At 61.9% G+C, this 21,083-nt stretch carries 16 protein-coding genes; 11 read left to right on the forward strand and 5 right to left on the reverse strand.

The window, feature by feature from the left end:
• Positions 1-136: 136 nt before the first annotated feature.
• From M1P90_RS32270 to M1P90_RS32295, 6 genes are all read left to right on the forward strand, one after another.
• Positions 137-607, forward strand: coding sequence for an HAD family hydrolase (locus tag M1P90_RS32270; RefSeq protein ID WP_483699927.1), 471 nt, complete (start codon positions 137-139; stop codon positions 605-607).
• A gap of 162 nt (positions 608-769) precedes the next feature.
• Positions 770-3,916, forward strand: coding sequence for an AfsR/SARP family transcriptional regulator (locus M1P90_RS32275; RefSeq protein WP_483699928.1), 3,147 nt, complete (start codon positions 770-772; stop codon positions 3,914-3,916).
• Positions 3,917-4,292: 376 nt separating this feature from the next.
• Positions 4,293-4,838, forward strand: coding sequence for a DUF5317 family protein (locus tag M1P90_RS32280; protein WP_483699929.1), 546 nt, complete (start codon positions 4,293-4,295; stop codon positions 4,836-4,838).
• Positions 4,804-5,097 (forward strand): hypothetical protein, encoded by a 294-nt coding sequence (locus tag M1P90_RS32285; RefSeq protein WP_483699931.1) that lies wholly within the window; start codon positions 4,804-4,806, stop codon positions 5,095-5,097. The genes M1P90_RS32280 and M1P90_RS32285 overlap by 35 nt, the downstream gene beginning before the upstream one ends.
• A gap of 231 nt (positions 5,098-5,328) precedes the next feature.
• A complete protein-coding gene (locus M1P90_RS32290) occupies positions 5,329-6,498 on the forward strand; it encodes a sensor histidine kinase (RefSeq protein WP_483699932.1) in 1,170 nt (389 codons plus the stop codon).
• A gap of 102 nt (positions 6,499-6,600) precedes the next feature.
• On the forward strand, positions 6,601-7,479 hold the full coding sequence (locus tag M1P90_RS32295; RefSeq protein WP_483699934.1) for an FHA domain-containing protein: 879 nt from the start codon (positions 6,601-6,603) through the stop codon (positions 7,477-7,479).
• Between the two features lie 79 nt (positions 7,480-7,558).
• Here M1P90_RS32295 and pstB (M1P90_RS32300) read toward each other — a convergent pair whose 3' ends face one another.
• The 5 genes from pstB (M1P90_RS32300) to pstS form a co-directional block, all read right to left on the reverse strand.
• On the reverse strand, positions 7,559-8,419 hold the full coding sequence (gene pstB, locus M1P90_RS32300) for a phosphate ABC transporter ATP-binding protein PstB (RefSeq protein WP_483699935.1): 861 nt from the start codon (positions 8,417-8,419) through the stop codon (positions 7,559-7,561).
• A gap of 9 nt (positions 8,420-8,428) precedes the next feature.
• A complete protein-coding gene (pstB, locus tag M1P90_RS32305) occupies positions 8,429-9,226 on the reverse strand; it encodes a phosphate ABC transporter ATP-binding protein PstB (protein WP_483699937.1) in 798 nt (265 codons plus the stop codon).
• 47 nt (positions 9,227-9,273) lie between these two features.
• Positions 9,274-10,143 (reverse strand): phosphate ABC transporter permease PstA, encoded by an 870-nt coding sequence (gene pstA, locus M1P90_RS32310; RefSeq protein ID WP_483699938.1) that lies wholly within the window; start codon positions 10,141-10,143, stop codon positions 9,274-9,276.
• Positions 10,140-11,117, reverse strand: a complete 978-nt coding sequence (pstC, locus tag M1P90_RS32315; protein ID WP_483699939.1) for a phosphate ABC transporter permease subunit PstC — start codon at positions 11,115-11,117, stop codon at positions 10,140-10,142. Before pstC ends, pstA begins: the two co-directional genes overlap by 4 nt.
• A gap of 122 nt (positions 11,118-11,239) precedes the next feature.
• Positions 11,240-12,532 (reverse strand): phosphate ABC transporter substrate-binding protein PstS, encoded by a 1,293-nt coding sequence (gene pstS / locus M1P90_RS32320; RefSeq protein ID WP_483699941.1) that lies wholly within the window; start codon positions 12,530-12,532, stop codon positions 11,240-11,242.
• Between the two features lie 507 nt (positions 12,533-13,039).
• Between pstS and M1P90_RS32325 the strand changes: the two genes are divergently transcribed.
• The 5 genes from M1P90_RS32325 to M1P90_RS32345 all read left to right on the forward strand — a co-directional run bounded on the left by M1P90_RS32325 (position 13,040) and on the right by M1P90_RS32345 (position 21,078).
• Positions 13,040-13,606, forward strand: a complete 567-nt coding sequence (locus M1P90_RS32325; RefSeq protein ID WP_483699942.1) for an LOG family protein — start codon at positions 13,040-13,042, stop codon at positions 13,604-13,606.
• A 74-nt stretch (positions 13,607-13,680) separates the two neighbouring features.
• A complete protein-coding gene (locus M1P90_RS32330; protein ID WP_483699943.1) occupies positions 13,681-14,652 on the forward strand; it encodes an STAS domain-containing protein in 972 nt (323 codons plus the stop codon).
• A gap of 154 nt (positions 14,653-14,806) precedes the next feature.
• On the forward strand, positions 14,807-15,958 hold the full coding sequence (locus M1P90_RS32335; protein WP_483699944.1) for a GAF domain-containing protein: 1,152 nt from the start codon (positions 14,807-14,809) through the stop codon (positions 15,956-15,958).
• A 103-nt stretch (positions 15,959-16,061) separates the two neighbouring features.
• Positions 16,062-18,206: a GAF domain-containing protein gene (locus M1P90_RS32340; protein WP_483699945.1), complete on the forward strand. Its 2,145-nt coding sequence runs from the start codon at positions 16,062-16,064 to the stop codon at positions 18,204-18,206.
• 187 nt (positions 18,207-18,393) lie between these two features.
• Positions 18,394-21,078, forward strand: a complete 2,685-nt coding sequence (locus tag M1P90_RS32345; protein WP_483699946.1) for an ATP-binding protein — start codon at positions 18,394-18,396, stop codon at positions 21,076-21,078.
• Positions 21,079-21,083: the final 5 nt, after the last annotated feature.

Below are 21,083 nucleotides of genomic sequence, written 5' to 3' on the forward strand. Positions count from 1 at the left end.
CTCCACGAGTGGGTTCAGTCCGACAGTCTGCGCAAACACTGCTACGCGGTTGCGGCCTCGATGCAGCATTTTGCGCGCCTGAACGGTGCCGACGCCGACGAGTGGGGCGCGGCCGGCCTGCTGCACGACATGGACTATGAGCAATACCCCAACTATGCCCGCGCCCGGCCCGGAAACCACCGCTGCGTCCAATGCCATTCTGGCGGGCGCTGCCGCCGAGCCGCCGATTGCGATGCACCCGTTTGTGGGCGTGACCTACCTGCGCAAAAACGGCTGGAGCGAAGCGATCTGCCGCGCGATCCTGGCGCATGCCGACTACAGCGGCGTTCACCCCGAGACGCCGATGGAAAAAACACTCGTCGCGGTCGATGAGCTGTCGGGCTTTGTCACGGCGGTGGCGCTGGTGCGGCCCACCAAAAGCGTGCACGAAGTTGAGGTGGCGGGTGTGCGCAAAAAAATGAAAGACAAAGCCTTTGCGCGCGCCGTCAGCCGCGAAGACATCATACGTGGCGCGGCTGGCCTGGGCATCCCGCTCGAAGAACTGATTGCACAGGTGATCGCCGCGCTGCGTTCGGATGCGGAACGGCTGGGGCTGGCTGGCGGTTAGGCTCACGCGCTCTACGACGCATTGTCGATATGAGTATGCTATACTGGCAGACAGGGCAGAGCGGCGGCTTGCGCCGCTTTGTCGTTTGTCGCAACTATGTGCAGCGCCAGCAGAGCGGGTGGGCTGCCTACCGCCAGCCGATACGCCCGGCGCGTCACCGCCATGACATTGCGCTTTCAGCACAAGCTGAGCATTCCATCAGCCGCGTTTCCACTCATCAAGCGGCCTGAATTACTCGAACGACTCGAACAAGCCATTACGAGCAAACAGGTTGTAGCGGTTGCGGCGCTCGCAGGATGGGGCAAAACCACTGCGCTCGCACAATGGGCGCAGCAAACCGTGCTGCCGGTGGCGTGGTACACGCTCGACAGCACTGACCGCGATCCCTGCCAGTTTCTTGATTATGTGCTGGCCAGCGCCGAGCCGTATGTTCCCGGCGTGGCCGAACTGCTGCAACGCCTCGCTGGCACTTCACCTCAAGCGCTCCCCGACCTGTTTCGCCAGGCCGCGCTGCTGGTTGCCGCTGCGCCCAAGCCCTTCGCGCTCGTGCTCGACGACTTCCATGTGCTGGAAGACGAAACCCTGCCGGTGCTGCCGGGCAGCGAGCTGATCTTCGAATTTCTTGCCAAAATCGCCGAGTATGCCACCAACTGCCATCTGGTGCTCACTTCGCGCATGCTGCCCAATATTCAGGGTTTGGCGCGCCTGATCGCGCAGCGCCGAGCGGTTTTTTTCGACTATGCCGTATTACAGTGGAGCGCCGACGATATTCAGCAGCTGGCGCTTAGTAGCACTGGCGTGCAGCTTAGCCCTGCCAATGCCGAGCAGCTGGCGCTGCACATGAACGGCTGGGTCACTGGCATCATCCTCTCGCTCGATCAGGATGTGCGCACGCCGCAGCCGGTGTTTGATCTCGCAGCCGACGCGAGTCATGTGTATGCCTTCTTCGCCGAGCAGATCATTGCGCCGCTACCGCCCGACTTGCTGCGCTTTCTGGAAGACACCAGCGTGCTCGAAGACCTTTCGCCGCAGCGCTGCAACGCCCTCCGCCACACCCACGACGCGGGCGCATTTCTGGCCGAAATCACACGCCGGGGGCTGTTTATTTCGCAGAAAGACAACTGGCTCTCCTACCACAGCCTGTTCCGCGATTTCCTGCGCGCGCGGCTGGCGCACGACCCCGTGCGCGAGCGCGAGCTGCTGCTGCGCGCCGCCGAGCTGTATCGCAACGACGACGACCTCGACCGCGCGCTGGAGTGCTACCTGGCCGCGCGCGCCGACGAGGCTGCAATCACGTTGCTGCGCGACCGCATCCCGTCCATGCGCCAGCGCTCGCGGCAAAACACACTGCTGGCCTGCTTCGAGCGCCTGGCCGCCTACCTTGAGCAAACCGGCCGCGAGCGCATTCTGCCGCCCGATTTGCTGCTGGCACAGGTGCGGGTGTACCTTGATCTGGCACTGTGGGAGCAGGCAAACCTGGCGCTACGTCTCGCTGAGACTTTGGGCGATGCCCAGATTAACGCCGAAGCAATGATCTTATCGGCCGAGGTTGCGATGCTGCAAGGGCGACGTGATCTTGCGCAGGAACTTCTTCAGCACGTAGTATTTGCCACGCTTTCACCGCGTTTGCAGCTTGAATATTACCTAACACTGGGGCGTGCCCAGGTCTTGGGTGGAATGGCAGGGCCGGCTATTGAAGCCCTGGAATTAGCTTACGAAGCTGCACCTCAGATCGTGCCAGCCCCTGAATTGCCACTGAAGCTAGCGCTCATTTCTGATAATTTAGGTTGGGCCTATGCTACTCAGGGCGAGCGAACTACTGCATTACGCTATCTCAAACGCGCTGACGCATGCTGGCAGGCGTCGGGAAATCAGGGGCGGCGTGCCATGACGCTCAATAATCTCGGTGTCCTGGCAACAGAAGAAGGTCTTTTCAGTGAAGCGCGCGCGGCGTTTGTTACTGGCGTAGATGTAGCGCGGCAGACCGCGCGCTACCGTGAAGAGCTGTATTTGCAGCACAGCCTTGCCGAGTTGGAAATCGTGGAAGGCAATGCTGCGCGGGCGCTCGATATTTTCCAGGCTGCATACGAGCTCGCTGTTCGCGTAGAAGTAGCTTCGGGTATTGCTACGGCGGCGGCTGGCGCGCTCTGGGCTGCGGCGCTGGCTGGCCGCACCGAGCTGGCGCGGCAGTGGGCGGCTCATTTTGCCCCACTTTCCGAGCGCGCCGCACCGGCTTTACGGGCGCGGGCGGCCCTGGCGGGCAGTTTGCTTGGCAGCGCGCCGCTGGCGACTTCGGCATTTTCTGCTGTGTTCGCAAAAGCCACCGCTTGTGCTGAAGCGCTTACCCGCCCTGAACGGGCTTACCTGGCATTGCTGCAAGCATCTGCTGCGTTCATGGCGCAGGGCTGGCAGGCGGCCGAGCCGCACTGGCAAACGTTTGAGCAATCCGCCGATTTGCCAGAACCACTTGTGCATCGCCTTGCTCAGAGCCAGCGAACATTGCTCCAGGCTGCGGCAAATGCTTCTGAATTTGCGCGGCACCTGCTGGCGACCATCGATCTGCCGATTCAGGTGCGCTGGCACATTGTGACACTCGGCCAGTTTAGCTGCCTGGTGGATGGCGCGCCAGTGGAGCTTTCGCCGCTGCACCGCGCCCTGCTGGTGCGTTTGCTCGATGCCGGCGAGGCGGGCCTGACTGTCGACCGTTTGTGGGAAGAAGTGTGGGGCGACAGCGATTTGCGGATGAGCGCCCTGCACAAGGCGATCTTCCGCGTGCGCGAGCAAACGGGCATGGCTATGGCAGCGAAGGCCGGCCACTGCGCGATCCAATCGCCCTGGAGCACAATCGAATACGATGCGCAACTGTTCGAGCGCGAGATTGCGAACGTTGGCACAGCTGCTGAACTGGAAGAAGCGTTGGCGCTCTATCGTGGCGATTTCCTGCCCGGCGCGGCGTTGAGCGCGGCGCTGTGGATTGATCGGCGGCGCTCGCTGCTGCAACAACAGTACCTCGATGGCATGGAACGGCTGGCGCATTTGCTGGAAGACAGCGACCCGCGCCAGGCGATTCAGATCTACCAGCAAATCCTCGGCATCGATGGCTGCCGCGAGGAAACTGCGACCCTGCTTATGCGGGTGGCGGCCCGCCAGCGCAACCTGGCTCTGGTAAACGCTACCTACGAGCAGCTTGCCAGCGCCCTGCGCATCCTCGGCGCATCCCCCGAACCGGCTACAGTCGCGCTTTTGCAGGCCACGACGCGCGGCACGCTGCCGTCGCGCCAGCGCGCAACCTACGAGCACCCGGCCTAATTTCAAAATTCCCCCCAAATTTCCCCAAAGTCCACGAAAAGTCCACGGGCGGTCCATAGCGTTCGGTATAGTGCCCTCAGTTATTCATCGCACGAAGAAAAGGACTGAGGAGGCACCCAATGCGTATCACACGTATCACACTCGTTCAGGCAATCACCGCCGCAATGATCGCCGCAACCTTGCTGATGGCCGCCCTGGCACCCTATGGCCCTCCTGGGGTGAGCTAGTTCTCGAAGCAAGGAGGCACTCAATGCGTATCACACTTGTTCGGGCAATCACCGCCGCAATGATCGCCGCGATTTTGCTGATGGCCGCCCTGGCGCCCTATGGCCCCCCTGGCATTAACTAGGTTCGCGTCAGACCAGATACACTGGCTATGATGTTTGTTGCAATCGCACTTATTGGCGCGCTGGCAAGTGCTGCAATTGCCGTCTGGCGCAAGCCGCAGCTGCCGGGCTACTGGCCGGTGCTGGCGCTGGCCCTGCTGCCGCAGATTGCGAACCTTGCCGGCTTCCAGGTTGCAGGGATGTTCTTCTGGGCAATTGTGGCAGTGTTTGTGTGGTGTGTGCTCAACTACGCGGTGAGCGGGGCGCTCGTTGTGGCGCTGGGCGTGGGCATGAACCTGCTTCCGATGGCGTGGCACGGCGGCTACATGCCAATCCGCACCGATATTCTCGCCGAGATCGGCCAGGTCGTTTCACCTGGCACAGTGCTGCTTGGCTCGAAGGATATTGCGGTGCTGAGCTCGCCGCTCTGGCTGCTGTCGGATTGGGTCATTCTGCGGCTGCCTTCAGGCCCGATTGTGGCAAGCCCTGGTGACGCTGTGGTAGTGGTTGGCATTGTGTGGTGGCTCATGTTTAGCCACCGCCCGGAAAAGGAAGCTGTAGATGTTGACACTCTCTGTGACCCCAATGTCGCTTGAGCGGCGCACGCCACCGATGCGTGGCCAAAGCAGCCGCCCGGCGCTAACGCACCTGGTGCTGCTGGCAGCCGCTAACCCAATCATTGCCGAGCGCCTGCTGCGCGGCGAACCGTTTGATAGCGCGCTGAGCCACCCGCAATATGTTGTTCCGCTCGACGCACGCGACCGCGCGACGCTGGCCGATATTTGCTCGCGAACCAGCAGCGTGCACGATTTTATGATGACACTTGCCGCTGCCGCCGATGGCACCGTGGTGTAATTGCTTGAATGCTGGGCAGGCCGAAGGCTGGTGAAGCGCTGCAAACCAACGACCACAGAATTAAGACTTCAAAGCGTGGAAATGGGGAACACCCATTTCCACGCTTCCCTGTCTCTCTCGCGGCATTTCTGGGCCTTGCGGGAAGGTGCGTACTAGAGATCCGTTTCAACATTAGCGTTCTGGGGTGTTATGAAGCATCGTCTGCCTTTTTCTTTGCAGCAGGAATCGCGTATGTCATCAGATCCAGCCATGCCTTCTGCTGGCGCTTCGACGAAACTGAGCTCGCTGCTGCACGCACTTGTCATTGCTGCCGATTGGCATGAATGTTGTGCAGAGCTTGCGCGTTTTCAGCCCGAGATTTTCCCTGCCACTCGCCTCGATATCTATGTGCCCGGCGCCGATCAGGCGCTTGCGCGCGTGTTTTCGACACACGCACCCTGGCCGGAAGAGCGCGCCATCGAGGGTGGCGAGCGTGCGCTGCGCGCCTGGTATTCGCGCCTGTCGTATTTCTGGATGCTGAAACCATTGATGGCGGCTGGGCAAGTGTGTGGCTGGATGGTTTTGGCACGTCGGCATGTCCAGCTCGACATGGGCGTGCAAATGCTGGCCGATCAACTTGCGCCGATGCTGGCACTGCGCTTGCGCGACGAGCAGTCGCAGCAAATCCTGGCAATGAATCGCCAGCATACGGCGCGGCTCGAACAGCGCCTGCGCACGAACGATACGCTGATGATGCACGCGACCCTGGCGGCCGGTACCGCGCACGATCTGAGTAACCTGTTTACGTCGCTGCTGATGCACTCGCAAATGCTGCTGCAGGATGTTCCTGCCGAGTTGCAAAGCGATGTATCGGTGATTTTGCGCGCTGCCGAAGATGGCCGCCACCTGCTGCATCGCTTGCAGCATGGCGTTGCGCCGCCCGAAACTGGCCTGTCCGTGGTCGCTGATCCTGCCACAACGATTCAGGATGTGATCGAGCTGACGCGACCACTGTGGGAAGCACGCAATACCATTCGGGTGAAAACCGAAATTGCCGAAACGGCGCTGGCTCGCATTCGCCCGGCCGACTTGCGCGAGGTGCTTGTCAATTTGCTGATCAATGCCATTACGGCGCTTTCGAGTGGTGGCGAAATCACGTTTGGCGCGCAGCTTGCGGAAGGGCAGGTGGTTATTACGGTGGCCGACACCGGGGTTGGCATGTCGCCTGAACTGCAGCAAACAATTTTTCAGCCATTTGCCTCAACCAAAGCACAGGGCCGTGGGCTTGGGCTCAGCATCAGCCGCGCGCTGCTCGAGCTGTATGGCGGGGCAATCAGTGTGCGAAGCGAAGAAGGGCAGGGCTCGGTCTTTTCGATTATTCTGCCTGCTACCCAGCGCGACCGGGCGGCTTCGCTGGCGTGAGACTGCACAGGCGTTTGCGCGTGAAACCAGGCGTTACGAGGCTCTTGCGCGGTGTGATAGAATAGACATACCGCGGCCTGTCAAAATACGCTTGGAGATGGTATGTTCGGGCACCTCCATATCGAGGAGCGCGGCCGTCCGTCGCGAATTGTCGATCTGGTCAGCTCTGCGACGATCGGGCGCACGTCCGACAATGATATTGTGCTCGATTCGGATGGGGTTTCGCATGTTCACGCCATGTTGCTGGCGCAGGCAAGTGGCGTTGACCTGGTTGATCTTGGCAGCACATTCGGCACGTTTGTCAACGCGGTGCCCGCCGAGCCCGATGAGCCGGTGCGCCTTTCCGATGGCGCGCAGATTCGTATTGGCCGCGCTGCGCTGCGCTTTCTTGCCCCACGCGCCACCACCCCCATGGCACCACTGGTGCCGGGCAAATCTGCCGCGCCTGCCCTTGCGACCCCGCACCTCAATACCCGCCTGGAAGGCTGCTCGATCGACGCACCGCTAGAGGTGGGCTGCAGTGTGTCGCTGCTGGTGTGGGTGGGCGCGCACATCGCCACCGACGAGCACCAGAGCAGCCGCCCGCTGAAGCTTTCGAGCGCGCACCTGGAAGCCACAACCTCGCTGCGCGTGAGGGTGCGCGCGGCGTCGCCGAGCTGGCGTATCATTGCCGAGCAGCCGACGATTCTGGCTGCACGCTGGGGGTCGGCGCAAATTGCCCGGTACAGCATCCAGCCGATGCGCGCCGAGCGCACGCGCCTGGGCATTCGCGTCGAGCAGATCGATAGCGGGCACCTTGTGCAACAGCTGGCGCTGGGCGTGATGGCCGATGCGGCAGCGCGCCCTCGCCCGCCGCGCCACGAGTCGCGTGTGCCTTCGCTGGGCGATGTATCGAGTTCGCCTGTGCGGATGTGTCGTGCATGTTTTGCGCCAACTCGCGCTGGCGCGCGCTTCTGCCACCATTGCGGCGCGCATATGTAGCCCAAACCGCAGGGTCGAATAAACGCCGCGCCTGGAGAAATTCTCCAGGCGCGGCGCTTGTGTTAACCTGGGGCGGGGCCTAGCCGAAACGGCCAGTCACATAATCTTCGGTGCGCTTGTCGCTGGGGTGGGTGAAGAGCTGATTGGTTGCGCTGAACTCGATCAGCTGGCCCGCGCGCGTCGCCGGGTCCATCAGCATAAAGGCAGTGTCGTCGGAGGCGCGGGCGGCCTGCTGCATGTTGTGCGTCACAATCACGATCGTATACTCGCGCCGGAGGTCTAGCATAAGCTCTTCGACCTTGAGCGTGGCAATCGGGTCGAGCGCCGAGCAGGGTTCGTCCATCAGCAGCACCTCGGGGCGCGGCGCGATTGCGCGGGCGATGCACAGGCGCTGCTGCTGCCCGCCCGAAAGGCCCAGTGCTGATGCATGGAGACGATCTTTTACTTCGTCCCACAGCGCGGCCTGGCGCAAGCAGTGCTCGACGCGCTCCACAATCTGCTTGCGGTCGCGCCAGCCTGCCACGTTCAAGCCAAACGCCACATTCTCGAAGATTGATTTGGCAAAGACATTTGGGCGCTGGAAGACCATGCCAACGCGCCGCCGCAGCAGCACCGGGTCGGTTTCGGGGCCATAAATATTCTGCCCGTCGAGCAGCAGCTGCCCTTCGCCACGCGCGCCGGGCGTTTGGTCGTGCATGCGGTTGATTGCGCGCAGCAAGGTCGATTTTCCGCAGCCCGAAGGCCCAATGATCGCGGTGACATTGCGGTCGCGAATGCTGAGCGAAATATCGCGCAGGGCCTGGAACGCGCCATAGTAGAAGTTGAAGTTTTTTGCTTCCAGCTTGCGCTCCTGCGTTTCGGCGTGTTCGCGCTCGCGCGCCAGCGCGCCGATGGTGACGGTATGGGGCAGGCCAGTGGCGGCCAGTTGTGTGTTTGTCATGCTGCCCTCCTAGCCGACGCGACCGCTAATATACTCTTCGGTGCGCGGGTCGCTCGGGGCGGTGAAGATTTTGTTCGTGTTGTCTTCTTCGACCATGACGCCCAGTGGCCGCGCCTGTGTGCGGTCGACCATAAAGACCATGGTGCGATCGGCGATGCGTGCAGCCTGCTGCATGTTGTGTGTCACGATGACGATGGTGTAGTTCTGCTTGAGTTCGATCAGCAGCTCTTCAATCTTGTAGGTCGAAACCGGGTCGAGCGCGGAGCACGGCTCGTCGAGCAGCAGCACCTCGGGCTGGAGCGCGATTGCGCGGGCGATGCACAGGCGCTGCTGCTGCCCGCCCGAAAGCGCCAGGCCGGAGTGATTGAGCTTGTCTTTCACTTCGTCCCACAGCGCGGCGGCCTTCAGGCTCAGTTCCACGCGCTCGTCAATCAGCTTGCGCGCAAATCCTTCCAGGCGCAGGCCAATCGCCACATTTTCGTAGATCGAAAGCATGCGCAGTGGGTTGGGCTGCTGGAAGACCATGCCGATGCGCCGACGCACTGCCTGTGGCTGGATGCCCGCCCCGTAGATGTTTTGATCGCCCAGCAGCACCTGGCCCTCTGCGCGCGCGTTCGCCACTTCCTCGTGCATGCGGTTGATGCAGCGCAGCACGGTTGATTTGCCGCATCCCGACGGGCCAATAATCGCGGTGATAGCGCGTGGGCGGATGACGACATTCACGGGCAGCACCGCCTGGGTGGGGCCGTAGAATGGTTTCAGGTCTTTGAGCGTCACTTGCTGGCGCTCGATGGTTTGTGATGTCATATGTTTGTATTCAACGCACGACGCCGGCGCAATCGCCGCATCGCGCACTATTTGACGCGGCTGCGCGTGGCCCAGCGCACGGCCAGGTTTACAGAAAGAACCAGCAGTGTGAGCACCAGCGCGGTGCCCCAGGCCAGGGTATTTTGTGCCGGAAAGGGCGTGTCGGTGTATTTATAGGTCAGCAGTGGCAGCGCGGCCATTGGCTCAAGCAGCTTGACGCTGACGTTGTTGTTGCCCAGCACGGTAAGCAGCAGCGGCGCAGTTTCGCCAGTGGCGCGGGCAAAAGCCAGCAGCACGCCGGTTACGATGCCGCTGAGCGCCGTCGGCAGCACCACGGTGAGTGTCAGCCACCACTTGGGCGCGCCCAGCGCCATGGCCGCCTCGCGCATTGTTTGCGGCACCAGCTTGAGGATTTCCTCGGTGGTGCGCGTGATCACCGGCACCATCAGCACCGTCAGTGCAACACTGCCCGCCAGCGCCGAGAACTGATGCGTGCGCTGGACGATCAGCACATAGGCCGCCACGCCGATCACAATTGAAGGCGCGGCACTCAGCACGTCGGTGCAGAAACGCACAGCGGTGGCGATGCTGTTGCTGGGGTATTCGGCCAGGAAGATACCGGCCATAATGCCGATTGGCAGTGCCATCAGCAGCGCCAGGCCGACAATAATGAACGAGCCGATAATGCCGTGCAGCACGCCGCCGGCATTGCCGACCGCGCCATCGAGCCCCACCACCGGCGGCTCGTAGGCTTCGGTGAAGAAGGCAACGTTGAACGCGCCCGCGCCCCGGTAGATCACATAGCCCAGAATAAGAACAAGCGGTATCAGCGCCAGCAAAGTTGCGCCAATCGTCAGGCCGCGCATAAGGAAATCGACCATTTTGCGGCGGTTGTAGTTGGGTGCCTGGCTAATCATGAGCGTGCGCTCCCGACTGGCCCGCGCCCGGCCCGCCATACCAGCAGCCGCGCGAAGGCATTGACAAGAAGGGTGATGCCAAACAGCACCAGCGCAATTAAAATCAGGGTCGACTCGTGCATGCTGTCGTTGGCGTTGGGCAGCTCGCTCGCCACCAGCGACGCGGCCGTGATTCCGCCGCCGAACAGCGAGGTGCTGATCTTATCTTTCACGCTGCCAATTACCATCAGCGCCGCCATTGTCTCGCCGAGCGCGCGGCCCAGGCCGAGCATCAGGCCGCCAATAATGCCGGCGCGCGCGTAGGGCAGCACGGCCTTGCGGATCATTTCCCAGCGGGTTGCGCCAACCGCCAGCATCGCTTCGCGCTGGTGGTTGGGCACCACGGCCAGCACATCGCGGGTAATGGCGGCAATGGTGGGCAATATCATGATCGCCAGGATGATGCCGGCCACCAGCAGGCCGCGACCGGCTGCCACTGGCCCGGCCAGCAGCGGGAAGCTTTTGCCCACGCCCTTTGCCAGCGGCGAGGCAACCCAGCTCCGAAAAAAGGGCACAAACACAAACACGCCCCACATACCGTAGATGACGCTGGGGATCGCTGCCAGCAGCTCGACCATGAAGGAGAGCGGGTTGCGCAGCCGCTGCGGGCACAGCTCGGCAAGAAACACGCCGATCAGCATGCCCAGCGGGCCAGCCAGCAAGAGCGCAATCAGCGACGACACCAGGGTGCCGTAAATTGCGGGCAGCGCGCCAAAGTTTTGTGAGTTTGGGTCCCAGCCGGTGCGGAACAGGAAGCCGATACCAACGCGCCCGCGCGCCTCGCCCGAGCCAATCCATGTCACATACCCGACGGCAAAGACCAGGGCTACAACAAGCAGGGCGAAAAAGAGTGTCAGCAGCCAGAAGATCACGTCGCCGTGCTTCGTGCGCTGCTGAAATGCCTGCCAGGTGCTGAGTCGCTCGACTCGTGCCATATCTACCTCGTTGCTTTGATATACAAGTGTTCAGATGAAGGTATCAATACTCAATTTTTGTGTTTCTAAAGCGAGTTTTGGGGGCCGCCACTCTGGCGGCCCCCAGCCCCGTGGCTTTGTTCCTACGGCATTGTGAAGGCTGGCTTGCCATTCACCATAATCTCGCCGAGCTTGGCAATTGCCTTCTCGCGCACCGAGTCGGGCAGCGGCGCGTAGTTCAGCGACTTGGCCGATTCGCTGCCTGCCGTCAGCGCCCAGTACAGGAAGTCGGTCAGTGCCTGGGCCTTGGCCTCGTCCTTCTGGTCTTTCGCCACCAGGATCCAGGTGTAGCCCGAGATTGGGTAGGCGTTGTCGCCCGTCGCCGGGTTGACGATGTTGACGCGCAGGTCGTCGGGCGTGTTGGCCAGGAAGCCATCGGCCGCCGCGCTCACGCTCTCGAGCGAAGCCACCACATACTTGCCGGCAGCGTTCTTGATCGCGGGCTCGGGCAGGTTGTTCGCGGCAGCGTAGATCAGCTCGACATAGCCAATTGCGCCTTCGGTCTGCTGAACAATTGCGGCCACGCCGGGGTTCTTCTCGCCGCCCTGGCCGGTCGGCCACTGCACGGTGTCGCCCGCGCCGACTTTTTCTTTCCACTCAGGGCTCACGCTGCTCAGGTAGTTGGTGAAGATGCTGGTCGTGCCCGAGCCATCCGAGCGGTGCGCAACCACGATCTCCGTGTCGGGCAGCTCGACGCCGGGGTTGTCGGCGGCAATCTTCGGGTCGTTCCAGGCGACGATTTTGCCCAGGAAGATGTCGGCCAGCGTCTCGCCCGAGAACTGCAGCTTGTCGACGCCCGGCAGGTTGTAGGTGGCAACCACCGCGCCCAGCACGGTCGGGATGTGCAGCACGTCGGTCTTCAGCGTGCCAGTGTTCACGTCGGTGGCGGCCTTCAGCTCGTTGTTGCTGGCAAACTTGTCGGTGCCGCCGAAGTCGGTCACGGCGCCAAAGAAGTCTTTGCGGCCCTGGCCCGAACCAACGCTCTGGTAGTTAATTTCGACGTTCGCAGCGACGGCTTTGTAATCCTTGATCCACTTCTGGTAGATCGGGTCGGGGAAGCTCGCGCCCGAGCCGGTGAGCTTGGCGGTGATGTCGCGCGGCGTGAATGTGCCCATCGCGCCACCGCTGGCGGTGGTCGGCGCTTCGGCCATTGCGGCGGTCGGCGCTTCGGCCATTGCGGCAGTCGGCGCTTCGGCCATCGCGGCGGTTGGCGCTTCGGCCATCGCGGCAGTTGCGGCGGCTGGCGCGGCGGTTGCGGCAGCCGGCGCGGCGGTTGGGTTGCTGGCCGGGGTGGCACCGCCACACGCGGCAAGGATCGGGATAACGAGTGCCAGCAGCAGCGCGAGCATACCGTGGCGTTTGGCGTTGATGGTCATACGAGTGAATTCCTCCATGATTTCGACAGTCATCTTTCGGCGTAGAAAAGCGCGGCACATCTGCTGCGGCTGAAACGATCGCGAACGAGCGTGCACACCCATTCGTGATTTCCTGATTTGATGATGCCATCATAGGCGGGCTCTGTTAAATCACTCACAAGCCATTGTTAAGTCTCGATTAAATATTTGGCGGTTTTTGGGTGTGGAAAAATCGGGCTCGTGGCTGGTGAACATGCGTATTCTCGGCATCAGAGAGCGGCGTGTGTTTGAGCCACGCCGCAGGTGCCCGCGCGCCTGCCATCTCCACGGCGCGCGTTTCTTTAAGGAAGTCTCTGTGTTAACCGAGCCATTCCAAGCGAGTACGCCATGACACGGAGCCGGGCAGTCTGGTCAGGCTGGCATTGTCGCGCAGCGGCGTGGGTGGTATAGTCACCGCGTGGTTTCGCGTAATTTCATGGCGCGGTGTGGCGTATCACGCCGGGCGCCTGCTGCCAGAGAAGGGCACGTATGGAAATTTGTGTGTATTGCGCGTCGAGCAACGCGATAGCGGAAGACTATTTCACGCTGGCGCGCGAGCTTGGCACCGCAATGGCTGGCCGAGGGCTGGGGCTGGTGTATGGCGGCGGCAGCGTGGGGATGATGGGCGAGCTGGCGCGCGCGGTGCATGCCGTTGGTGGCCATGTTGTTGGCGTCATCCCGCAGTTCCTGCTGGATCGCGAAGTGGGCTATTTGCAGGCCGACGAGCTGATTGTAACGACGACCATGCGCGAGCGCAAGCGCCTGATGGACGAGCGCGCAGCCGCGTTTGTGGCGCTGCCCGGTGGCTTCGGCACGCTGGAAGAGCTGCTTGAGATCCTGACGCTGCGCCAGCTTGGCTACCACGACAAGCCGATTATTATCGTGAACGCAGATGGCTTTTTCGACCCGCTGCTGGCACAGTTCGAGCGCGGCTTTGCGGGCGGCTTTACGCACGAGCGCTACCGGCGGCTGTATGCGGTCGCGGCGAATGTGGGCGAAACGCTGGCCCTGCTGGCGGCCGAGGCTCCTGGCGGGGTGGGCACGCCTGGTTTGTAGGTGTGCGAGGGTTGGGCGCGCAAAATTCCTGGCTTTTCGCTATAATACGCCAAGCTGCTGATAGAGGAACCATCATGGACGATCTTGCAATGTTGCGTCGCCGCCTCGATGCCCTTGAATCGCTCGTTAATATTGCCGATGCCCTGCGCCCGGATATTCCCGAAGACGAGCTGTACGAGCTGGCGCTCCAGTCGTTTTGCAGCCTGGCCGGCTACGAGGCCGGCACGCTGTGGCGCTACAATGGCGGCGCGTACACATGCGTGGCCCGCTATGGCCTCGAACGGCAGCGCGCCGCCCTGGCATCCAGCCAGCCGCTGAGCGATGCTGACGCGCAGAACCTGCTGGCGCTTGGCACGGCGGCGGGCGGCATGCACTGGCTGGCGCACCCGCTGCCCGAGCCTGCGCCGCCACTGCTGCGCGGCCCTGGTGCGGCAGGCCATACCGTGCTGGTGCCGCTCGCTTTCACCGAGCGTATTGGTATTGTGGCGATCGAGTCTTCCGAGCCGGCTCCCGACCCGCTGGCAATGGAGCTGCTGGGCCGGCTGAGCGACCGGGTGGCGGTTGCGCTCGATACTGCGCGCGCATTTCAAACCCGCCAGGAAACGATCAACGATCTTCAGCGCCTGATGGAAACGCAGCGCGTGCTGCAGGAAACAGTGTTCGAGCTTTCGGCGCCGCTCTTGCCGCTGCTGCCGGGTGTGCTGGTGCTGCCGCTGATCGGCTCGATCGATGCAGCCCGCGCCGATCGCATTTTGCAGGCCGAATTGAGCACAATTATGCGCGAGCGCGCGCGCGTGGTGCTTGTCGATATCACCGGCACGTCGGTGGTCGATACGCATATTGCGATGCAGCTCATCCATTCTGCCGAGGCCGCACAATTGCTTGGCTGCCGGACGATTCTGGTCGGCGTGCGGCCGGAAATTGCGCAAACCCTGGTTGGCCTCGGCGTCGATCTGCGCGGCGTCACAACCTATGCGACACTGGCCGATGGCCTGCAGCACGCGCTGCGAATTGTGCGCCGCCAGCTTGTCTCGCTTGATACATAGCGCGGGCTGGATGAATTGCCGCCTGTTCATTAGTCACTCATCTGTCATCGAACTGTAGCCCGAGTGGCTAGCGCGCAGGCGGTGCATCGCATATAATAGGCGCGAATTGTGAAGGTCTCAATCTAGCTCCTTCGAAGCGGAGGCGCCGTTGCCCATGCCACAGCCGGGCCAGCAGCATACTCAGGCGGTGGTGCCTGCGCGAACCGCAGCCCCGATCGACATGCTCACCGCGCTGCATCAGTTCGCCCTTGATCTTGTGTCGCGCCCCGCTCTTGGCGATACGCTGGCGCAGGCGTTGCGTACTGCCGCGCAGCTAACCTGTTCGGCCCACGCCACGCTGCTTGTGCTCGATGCCGACGGCCAGATTTCTTACCGAGTGGCGCTTGATAATGGCAACCTGGCCCCGCTGGCAATGGTTGCCCAGCCGATGATGCAGCGCGGCCTGGCTGGCTGGGTGGCGCGCGAGCGGCGCGCAACGCTGGTGCGCGACACTGCGGATGACGAGCGCTGGCTGCCCGGCCCGGGCCTTGGCGATCTGCGCTCGGCGGCGGCGGTGCCAATTACCTACCGCGAGCGCGTGCTGGGAATATTGACAGTGGGCCATGAGCTGCCCGAACATTATGACGCCGAGCAGCTCAACATGCTCGAAATCATTGGCACGCAGGTCGCGCTGGCGCTGGAGCTGGCTGCGCATACGGGCGGGTCGCCGCGCCCGGCAGCGCCGCCCTGCACCGCCAACATGGTGATGCTGGCGGTGGAGCTGCCGGGCCTGAGCGCTGCAGCAGATCGGGTGCCGGGCGGCTTTGCCGGGCTGATCAGCCCGTTTTTCCAAACTGTGCGCGAGCTGGCCGAGCGCCGCAAAGGAACCCTTGCCACGATCGCCAGCGACACGGCACACATTGTCTTTCCTGCCGAAGATGGCGCGCTGCGCGCAGTGGTTATGGCCGCCGAATTGGCTGCGGCCACGCAGCACCTGAGCGATACCTGGCGAAAGCGCAAGGTCTTGCCGCTTGGCAGCCTGAATGTTGGAATTGGCGATGGGCAGCTGACGCTTGGAACCTTGCCAATGCTTCCGTCGGCCCTGCATGCCAGCGGCGCTGCTGCGGCACGCGCACAGCGATTGTGCGAGCTGTCGCGCGGCGATGTACTGGCGACGCAGGGTGTAGCAATGGCGCTGGATGGCCACGCGGCGATTATCGTGCGTGCGCTGCCGCCACTGCGCATTGAGCGCGAAGTGATGCCAATTTTTCACCTTACGTGGCGCGTGCCGGCTGCCGCACATGCAGCAAACAGGTCTGGGCGCTAAATCATCAGTGAACGAATGTGAAGAGTAGCGGCATCGGACGCGCTTTTGGGCAACAATCGCGACACCGCTGTTCGGCTTGCGAGTAGCAGTTGGGAGACTGGCTTTGAGAGAATCACCGACCGCCGAGATACGCATCGACGCGCTCACACGCATCACGGAGGCGATCGAAACTGCCGCCACGCTTGATGAGCTGTTGCTGCTGGCGCTGCGCGAACTGACGATATTGTTCGACCTGCCGCGCGGTGGCGTGGCCTTGCTGAATGACGAAGCCAGCGCCGGCCAGATTGTGTGCGAGTACCCGCCCCAGATCACGCCGGCCATGGCACTCACACCAGCCGATCTTGCGCTGCTCCAGCGCGTGGTGCGCCGGCGCGCGCCCGTTCAGGTGCACGATGCCGATTATTCCAATGCGCAGCGCCCGGCGGTGCTGCTGCGCGCCTTCAATCTGCGCTCGGCGCTGATTGTGCCGCTGATTGCGCAAGACCACGCCACTGGCGTGCTGGCGCTTGGCACGGCCGACATGCGGCGCTTTACGAATGACGAGATTGCGCTGGTGCGCACGCTGGCCAGCCAGCTGGCTGCCGCGATCTCGGCCTTCCGCATTTACGACGAAGCCCAGCGCCGCAACCAGGAACTCAGCACCCTGAACGAAATCGCCTCGACAATCACCTCGACCCTCGATACTGGCGAGGTATATCGGCTGGTGGTGCAGCGCCTGAACACCTACTTTAATGTGGAAGCCGGCTCGCTGCTGCTGACGGATGAGAACACTGGCAACTTGAATTTTGTGATGACGATCGAAGGCGGCGAGGCCAAGCTGGCTGGCGTGAGCGTGCCAATGGGCCAGGGCGTCGTGGGCGCGGTGGCGAAAAGCCGCCAGTGGGAAATTGTGCCCGATGTCCAGACCGACCCGCGCTTTTATCGCAAGATTAGCGAAGACCTGGGTTTTGTGACCAAGTCGATCTTGTGCGTGCCGATGATTGCGCAGGGCAACGTCATTGGCGTGATTGAGCTGCTGAATAAGCTCAACGGCCAGTTCACCCCCGACGAAGCCGAGCGCCTGATGCGTATGGCCGCCTTTATTGGCGTGGCAATCGAAAATGCGCGCCTGTTTACTCAGGTGGCCAATGGCCGCGACCGGCTCGCCGCAATTCTCAACTCAACCGCCGACGGCATTCTGATGACCGACACGCGCGGCATGGTGCTGACTGCGAACCCTATGGCCGCCGACCTGTTTGGCGCGCCCGAGGCACAGCTGGTTGGCCGCCAGATCGACGATCTGCTTCAGGCGCTCCACAGCCAGGCGCGCGAAGTCAACCAGCGCTCGCGTAACGATACAAGCGCGGCCGAGGGCGAAACGCCAGTGCATGTGAGCGACATGGAGTTGGGCGGCGCGCATCACCGCTTTATTCGCCACCTGAGTATGCCCGTGCACGATGTTGGTGGTGTGGTCTATGGCCAGCTCACGGTGCTGCGCGATATCACCCAGGAGCGCGAGCTTGAGCAGCTGCGCGACGACTGGACGAGCATGCTGGTGCACGATCTGCGCGCGCCGCTCACATCCATTATGAATGGCGTGATGATGGTAAAGCGCGGCATTGGCGGGCCCGTCACCGACGCGCAGACCGAACTGCTTGATATTGCGCACCAGGGCAGCACGGCCATGCTCGAACTGGTGAATAACCTGCTTGATATTTCCAAGATGGAGCAAGGCCGCCTGACGCTTGATATCGACCAGGTTGCCCCGTACACGATGATCGACAAGGCGCTCGACCGCCTGCGCGTCTCGGCGCGCAGCAGGAATATTGGCCTGGAAGAGCGCGTGGCGCTGAATGTGCCACTGCTGAATGCCGACGACGACAAAATTGTGCGCGTGCTTCAAAACCTGCTCGACAACGCGATTAAATTTTCCTCATCTGGCTCGGCGGTGACGATTGGCGCGCATCCCTACGATGCCAATCATGCACTCCCAGCCGACGTGCCCGTGCATCCGCTCTTCAACGATGGCGAGTGGGTGATCTTCTGGGTGCAGGATCGTGGTATGGGCATACCCGCTGCCTACCATGAACGAATTTTCGAAAAATTTGGGCAGGTGCGCGGCCGCAAAGTGCGTGGAACCGGCCTGGGCCTAACGTTCTGCAAGCTTGCAATCGAAGCACACCAGGGCCGGATCTGGCTGGAAAGCGAAGAAGGGGTGGGCAGCGTGTTCGCGTTTGCCTTGCCGTTAGACTTGCAAGATGAACAATAGTAAATAAATACTTTACAGTTTTGTCATCTTCAAGTCATCTTGATTCGCCTTGTCAGTTCGTATATAATGTGTCTACCCTTCAGCCAGGCTACTAAGGCGTGTAAAACTATTCTTTATATGGCTGAGGCAGGTCTTCATGCGCCGGTTATTGCAATTTATTCAGTCACATATCCGCTATAAGATTATCATGCCGTTTCTGGCACTGACGATCTTTGTGATGCTGGCCGGCGCGGCTATTGTGCTCTTTCTGGTGGCGGCCAACGCCCAGGATGTGCTCACAAACCAGCTGGCCAATAACGCGCGCATTGTGAGCGCGGCGCTGGTTGAGCGCGAACAAAATCACGTCAACTTCCTGCGCCAGGCGGCCTTTGCGGGCGGCAGCCTTGAAGCGAACACGCCGGCAGTTGCCGATGCACTTTCCAGCGGCAACACCGATGTCGTTTCGCGCACACTCAAGGTGTTCTACCTGAGCGGCATCAGCAACCCCACCCTCGATTTCGACCGGCTGATTGCCTTCGACAAGAACGGCCAATCGCTGCTCGACTGGCAGCGCGTGAAGGACGACCCGCGCGAAGAACCCTACCGCAACGGCACCACCGACCTCACGCCAATCCGCGACGTTAAGCGCATTATCAGCAACACGCTTGTCGATGGCGCGGATAAATTCTCGGGCCTCATCCAATTCGGCAACGACCCGCAGCCGCACTTCTACACGGTCGTTCCGGTGAAGAAGAATGCCGCAGTGGTCGGCGGCCTGATGGTCGCCATCAAGATCGACCGCTTGCTTCAGTCGCTTCAGCGCAACACCCAGGTGCCGATCACCACGGTGTACAACCTCCAGGGCGAAGCGATTGGCACAACGTTTGTGCCGCGCGCCGACCTGCCAAGCCTGAACATGCGGCCGGAAGTTGTGCAGGCGCTGGTGTCCAATAGCGCGCAGTCGGTGATCAATGCCGAAAACTCGCCAGTTGTGCCAAAATATGCGCTCAGCAACATCCAGCAGCGCGATTATGAAGTGGCGTATAGCCCGCTCTACATCCAGAACAAGCTGGCGGGCTATTTCTCGGTCGGCCTGCCTACCGACTTCCAGGTAAACTCTGTGCGCATTAACCGCACAGCCATTACGCTTATTGCGCTGGCGCTGGCCTTAGGCTCGATTGTGCTTGGCTATATGATTGCGCGCAACATTACCCGCCCGCTGTCGGCGCTGGTGCGCACCGCCGAAGCAGTGACCAGCGGCGATTTTGAGCAGCGCACCGACGTGCGCACCGGCGACGAAGTTGGCCGGCTGGCGCAGGCATTTAATCAGATGACCGAGCATTTGCTGCGCCTGTATCGCACCAGCCGCGAGCTTGGCACGGCGATCGAGGTTCAGCAGGTGCTGGATGTGACTCAGCGCACGGTCGACGCATTTGTGCCCGGCACCGAAGTGCTGGCCCTGCTCGACGAACGTGGCATTTGGGGCTACCGCCTGCGCAGCGAACCCGCGCCTGAAGTGCTTGGCTTGCAAAACCTGCGCGTTGCGCCGGGCGACCCCCTGATCCGCAGCCTTGGGAAGAACCAGCTGCCACAAGTGCTCGACGTCGCCAGCGAGCCGCGTCTGGCATCGCTGGGATTAAGCGATGTGGCTGGCTTCCAGAGCTTGCTGCTCACGCCGCTGGTGGTGCAGGGCATGGTGGTGGGCGTGCTGATTTTTGGCAACTCGGCAGCGAATGCCTTTGCGGGCGTAAACGAGCCAACGCTGATGGCAACCGGCAACATGGCCGCAAGCGTGCTGTATAACGCTGTGCTGTTTGATCGCGTGCATAACGAAGCGAGTGAGCGCGAAGCCATTCTGAAATCAATTGGCGATGGCGTGGTGGTGTGCGATCAGCAGCGCAACATCATGCTGGTAAACCGCACTGCCGAGCAGATGCTGAACCTGCGCGACTGGCATATTGTGCGGCGCAACTGGAATGCCATCCCGCTGGAGCGCGTGCCCGTCGCCAAAGACATGTTCGGCAACGACATCGTGAACCTTGAACACTACCAGATTGGCGAGCGCGTGGTGAGCCTCAGCAGTGCGCCGGTAATTGGCGAAGACGATACTGTGCTGGGTGAAGTGATCATCTTGCACGACGTATCGGCTGAAGCTGCGGTGGATCGCGCCAAGACGCGCTTTATCGAGCGTGTTTCGCACGAACTGCGCACGCCACTCACGCCGATCTGCGGGCACACCGAGCTGCTGCTGCGCGGCTACCTTGGCCCGCTCACCACCGAGCAGCGCGAAACGCTCGAAGTAGTGCGCATGCGTGGCGAGCAGATGCGTGATCTGGTGAATAACTTCGTGATGATTGCCAGCATCGAAGCGAACACGCTGATCACCGAGCCCGAGCCGCAGGATGTGTGGGTTGCGGTTGAGAGCGCCCTGGCGCCCATGCGCAATGCCTTCCTGAAAAAGGGCCTTGACATCATTCTCGATATTCCCGATGCGCTGCCGCCAGTGCGCGCCGACCGCCAGCAGTTGCAGGTCATTCTGACCCAATTGTTCGATAATGCGCGGCGCTACACACAACAGGGGCGCGTGACCATCCACGCCAGCCACCAGGGCGAGTTCGTGCAGATCGACGTGACGGATACCGGCCCGGGCATTTCCGACGAAGAGTTTTCGCAGCTCTTTACCCGCTTCCATCGTGTCGAGGGCAACACTTCGCCCGAGCGCGGTGGTGGCCTGGGCCTGGCAATTGTGCGCCAGCTTGTCGAACGGCAGGGCGGGCGCGCCTGGGCCGAAAGCACGCTTGGCGAAGGCAGCACTTTCAGCATTGCACTTTTGGTAGCACATGAACACGCAGACATCGTTGCCGAGCCAAACAACTCAGAGCGATCAGCGTGACCCGT

The sequence above is a fragment of the Kouleothrix sp. 19917 genome, from assembly GCF_057073505.1.

Excerpts from the sequence above, each read along its gene's own strand:
- M1P90_RS32270 (WP_483699927.1), top strand. The coding sequence starts at position 137 with ATGAGCAATACCCCAACTATGCCCGCGCCCGGCCCGGAAACCACCGCT.
- M1P90_RS32275 (WP_483699928.1), top strand. The coding sequence starts at position 770 with ATGACATTGCGCTTTCAGCACAAGCTGAGCATTCCATCAGCCGCGTTT.
- M1P90_RS32280 (WP_483699929.1), top strand. The coding sequence starts at position 4,293 with ATGATGTTTGTTGCAATCGCACTTATTGGCGCGCTGGCAAGTGCTGCA.
- M1P90_RS32285 (WP_483699931.1), top strand. The coding sequence starts at position 4,804 with ATGTTGACACTCTCTGTGACCCCAATGTCGCTTGAGCGGCGCACGCCA.
- M1P90_RS32290 (WP_483699932.1), top strand. The coding sequence starts at position 5,329 with ATGTCATCAGATCCAGCCATGCCTTCTGCTGGCGCTTCGACGAAACTG.
- M1P90_RS32295 (WP_483699934.1), top strand. The coding sequence starts at position 6,601 with ATGTTCGGGCACCTCCATATCGAGGAGCGCGGCCGTCCGTCGCGAATT.
- pstB (WP_483699935.1), bottom strand. The coding sequence starts at position 8,419 with ATGACAAACACACAACTGGCCGCCACTGGCCTGCCCCATACCGTCACC.
- pstB (WP_483699937.1), bottom strand. The coding sequence starts at position 9,226 with ATGACATCACAAACCATCGAGCGCCAGCAAGTGACGCTCAAAGACCTG.
- pstA (WP_483699938.1), bottom strand. The coding sequence starts at position 10,143 with ATGATTAGCCAGGCACCCAACTACAACCGCCGCAAAATGGTCGATTTC.
- pstC (WP_483699939.1), bottom strand. The coding sequence starts at position 11,117 with ATGGCACGAGTCGAGCGACTCAGCACCTGGCAGGCATTTCAGCAGCGC.
- pstS (WP_483699941.1), bottom strand. The coding sequence starts at position 12,532 with ATGACCATCAACGCCAAACGCCACGGTATGCTCGCGCTGCTGCTGGCA.
- M1P90_RS32325 (WP_483699942.1), top strand. The coding sequence starts at position 13,040 with ATGGAAATTTGTGTGTATTGCGCGTCGAGCAACGCGATAGCGGAAGAC.
- M1P90_RS32330 (WP_483699943.1), top strand. The coding sequence starts at position 13,681 with ATGGACGATCTTGCAATGTTGCGTCGCCGCCTCGATGCCCTTGAATCG.
- M1P90_RS32335 (WP_483699944.1), top strand. The coding sequence starts at position 14,807 with ATGCCACAGCCGGGCCAGCAGCATACTCAGGCGGTGGTGCCTGCGCGA.
- M1P90_RS32345 (WP_483699946.1), top strand. The coding sequence starts at position 18,394 with ATGCCGTTTCTGGCACTGACGATCTTTGTGATGCTGGCCGGCGCGGCT.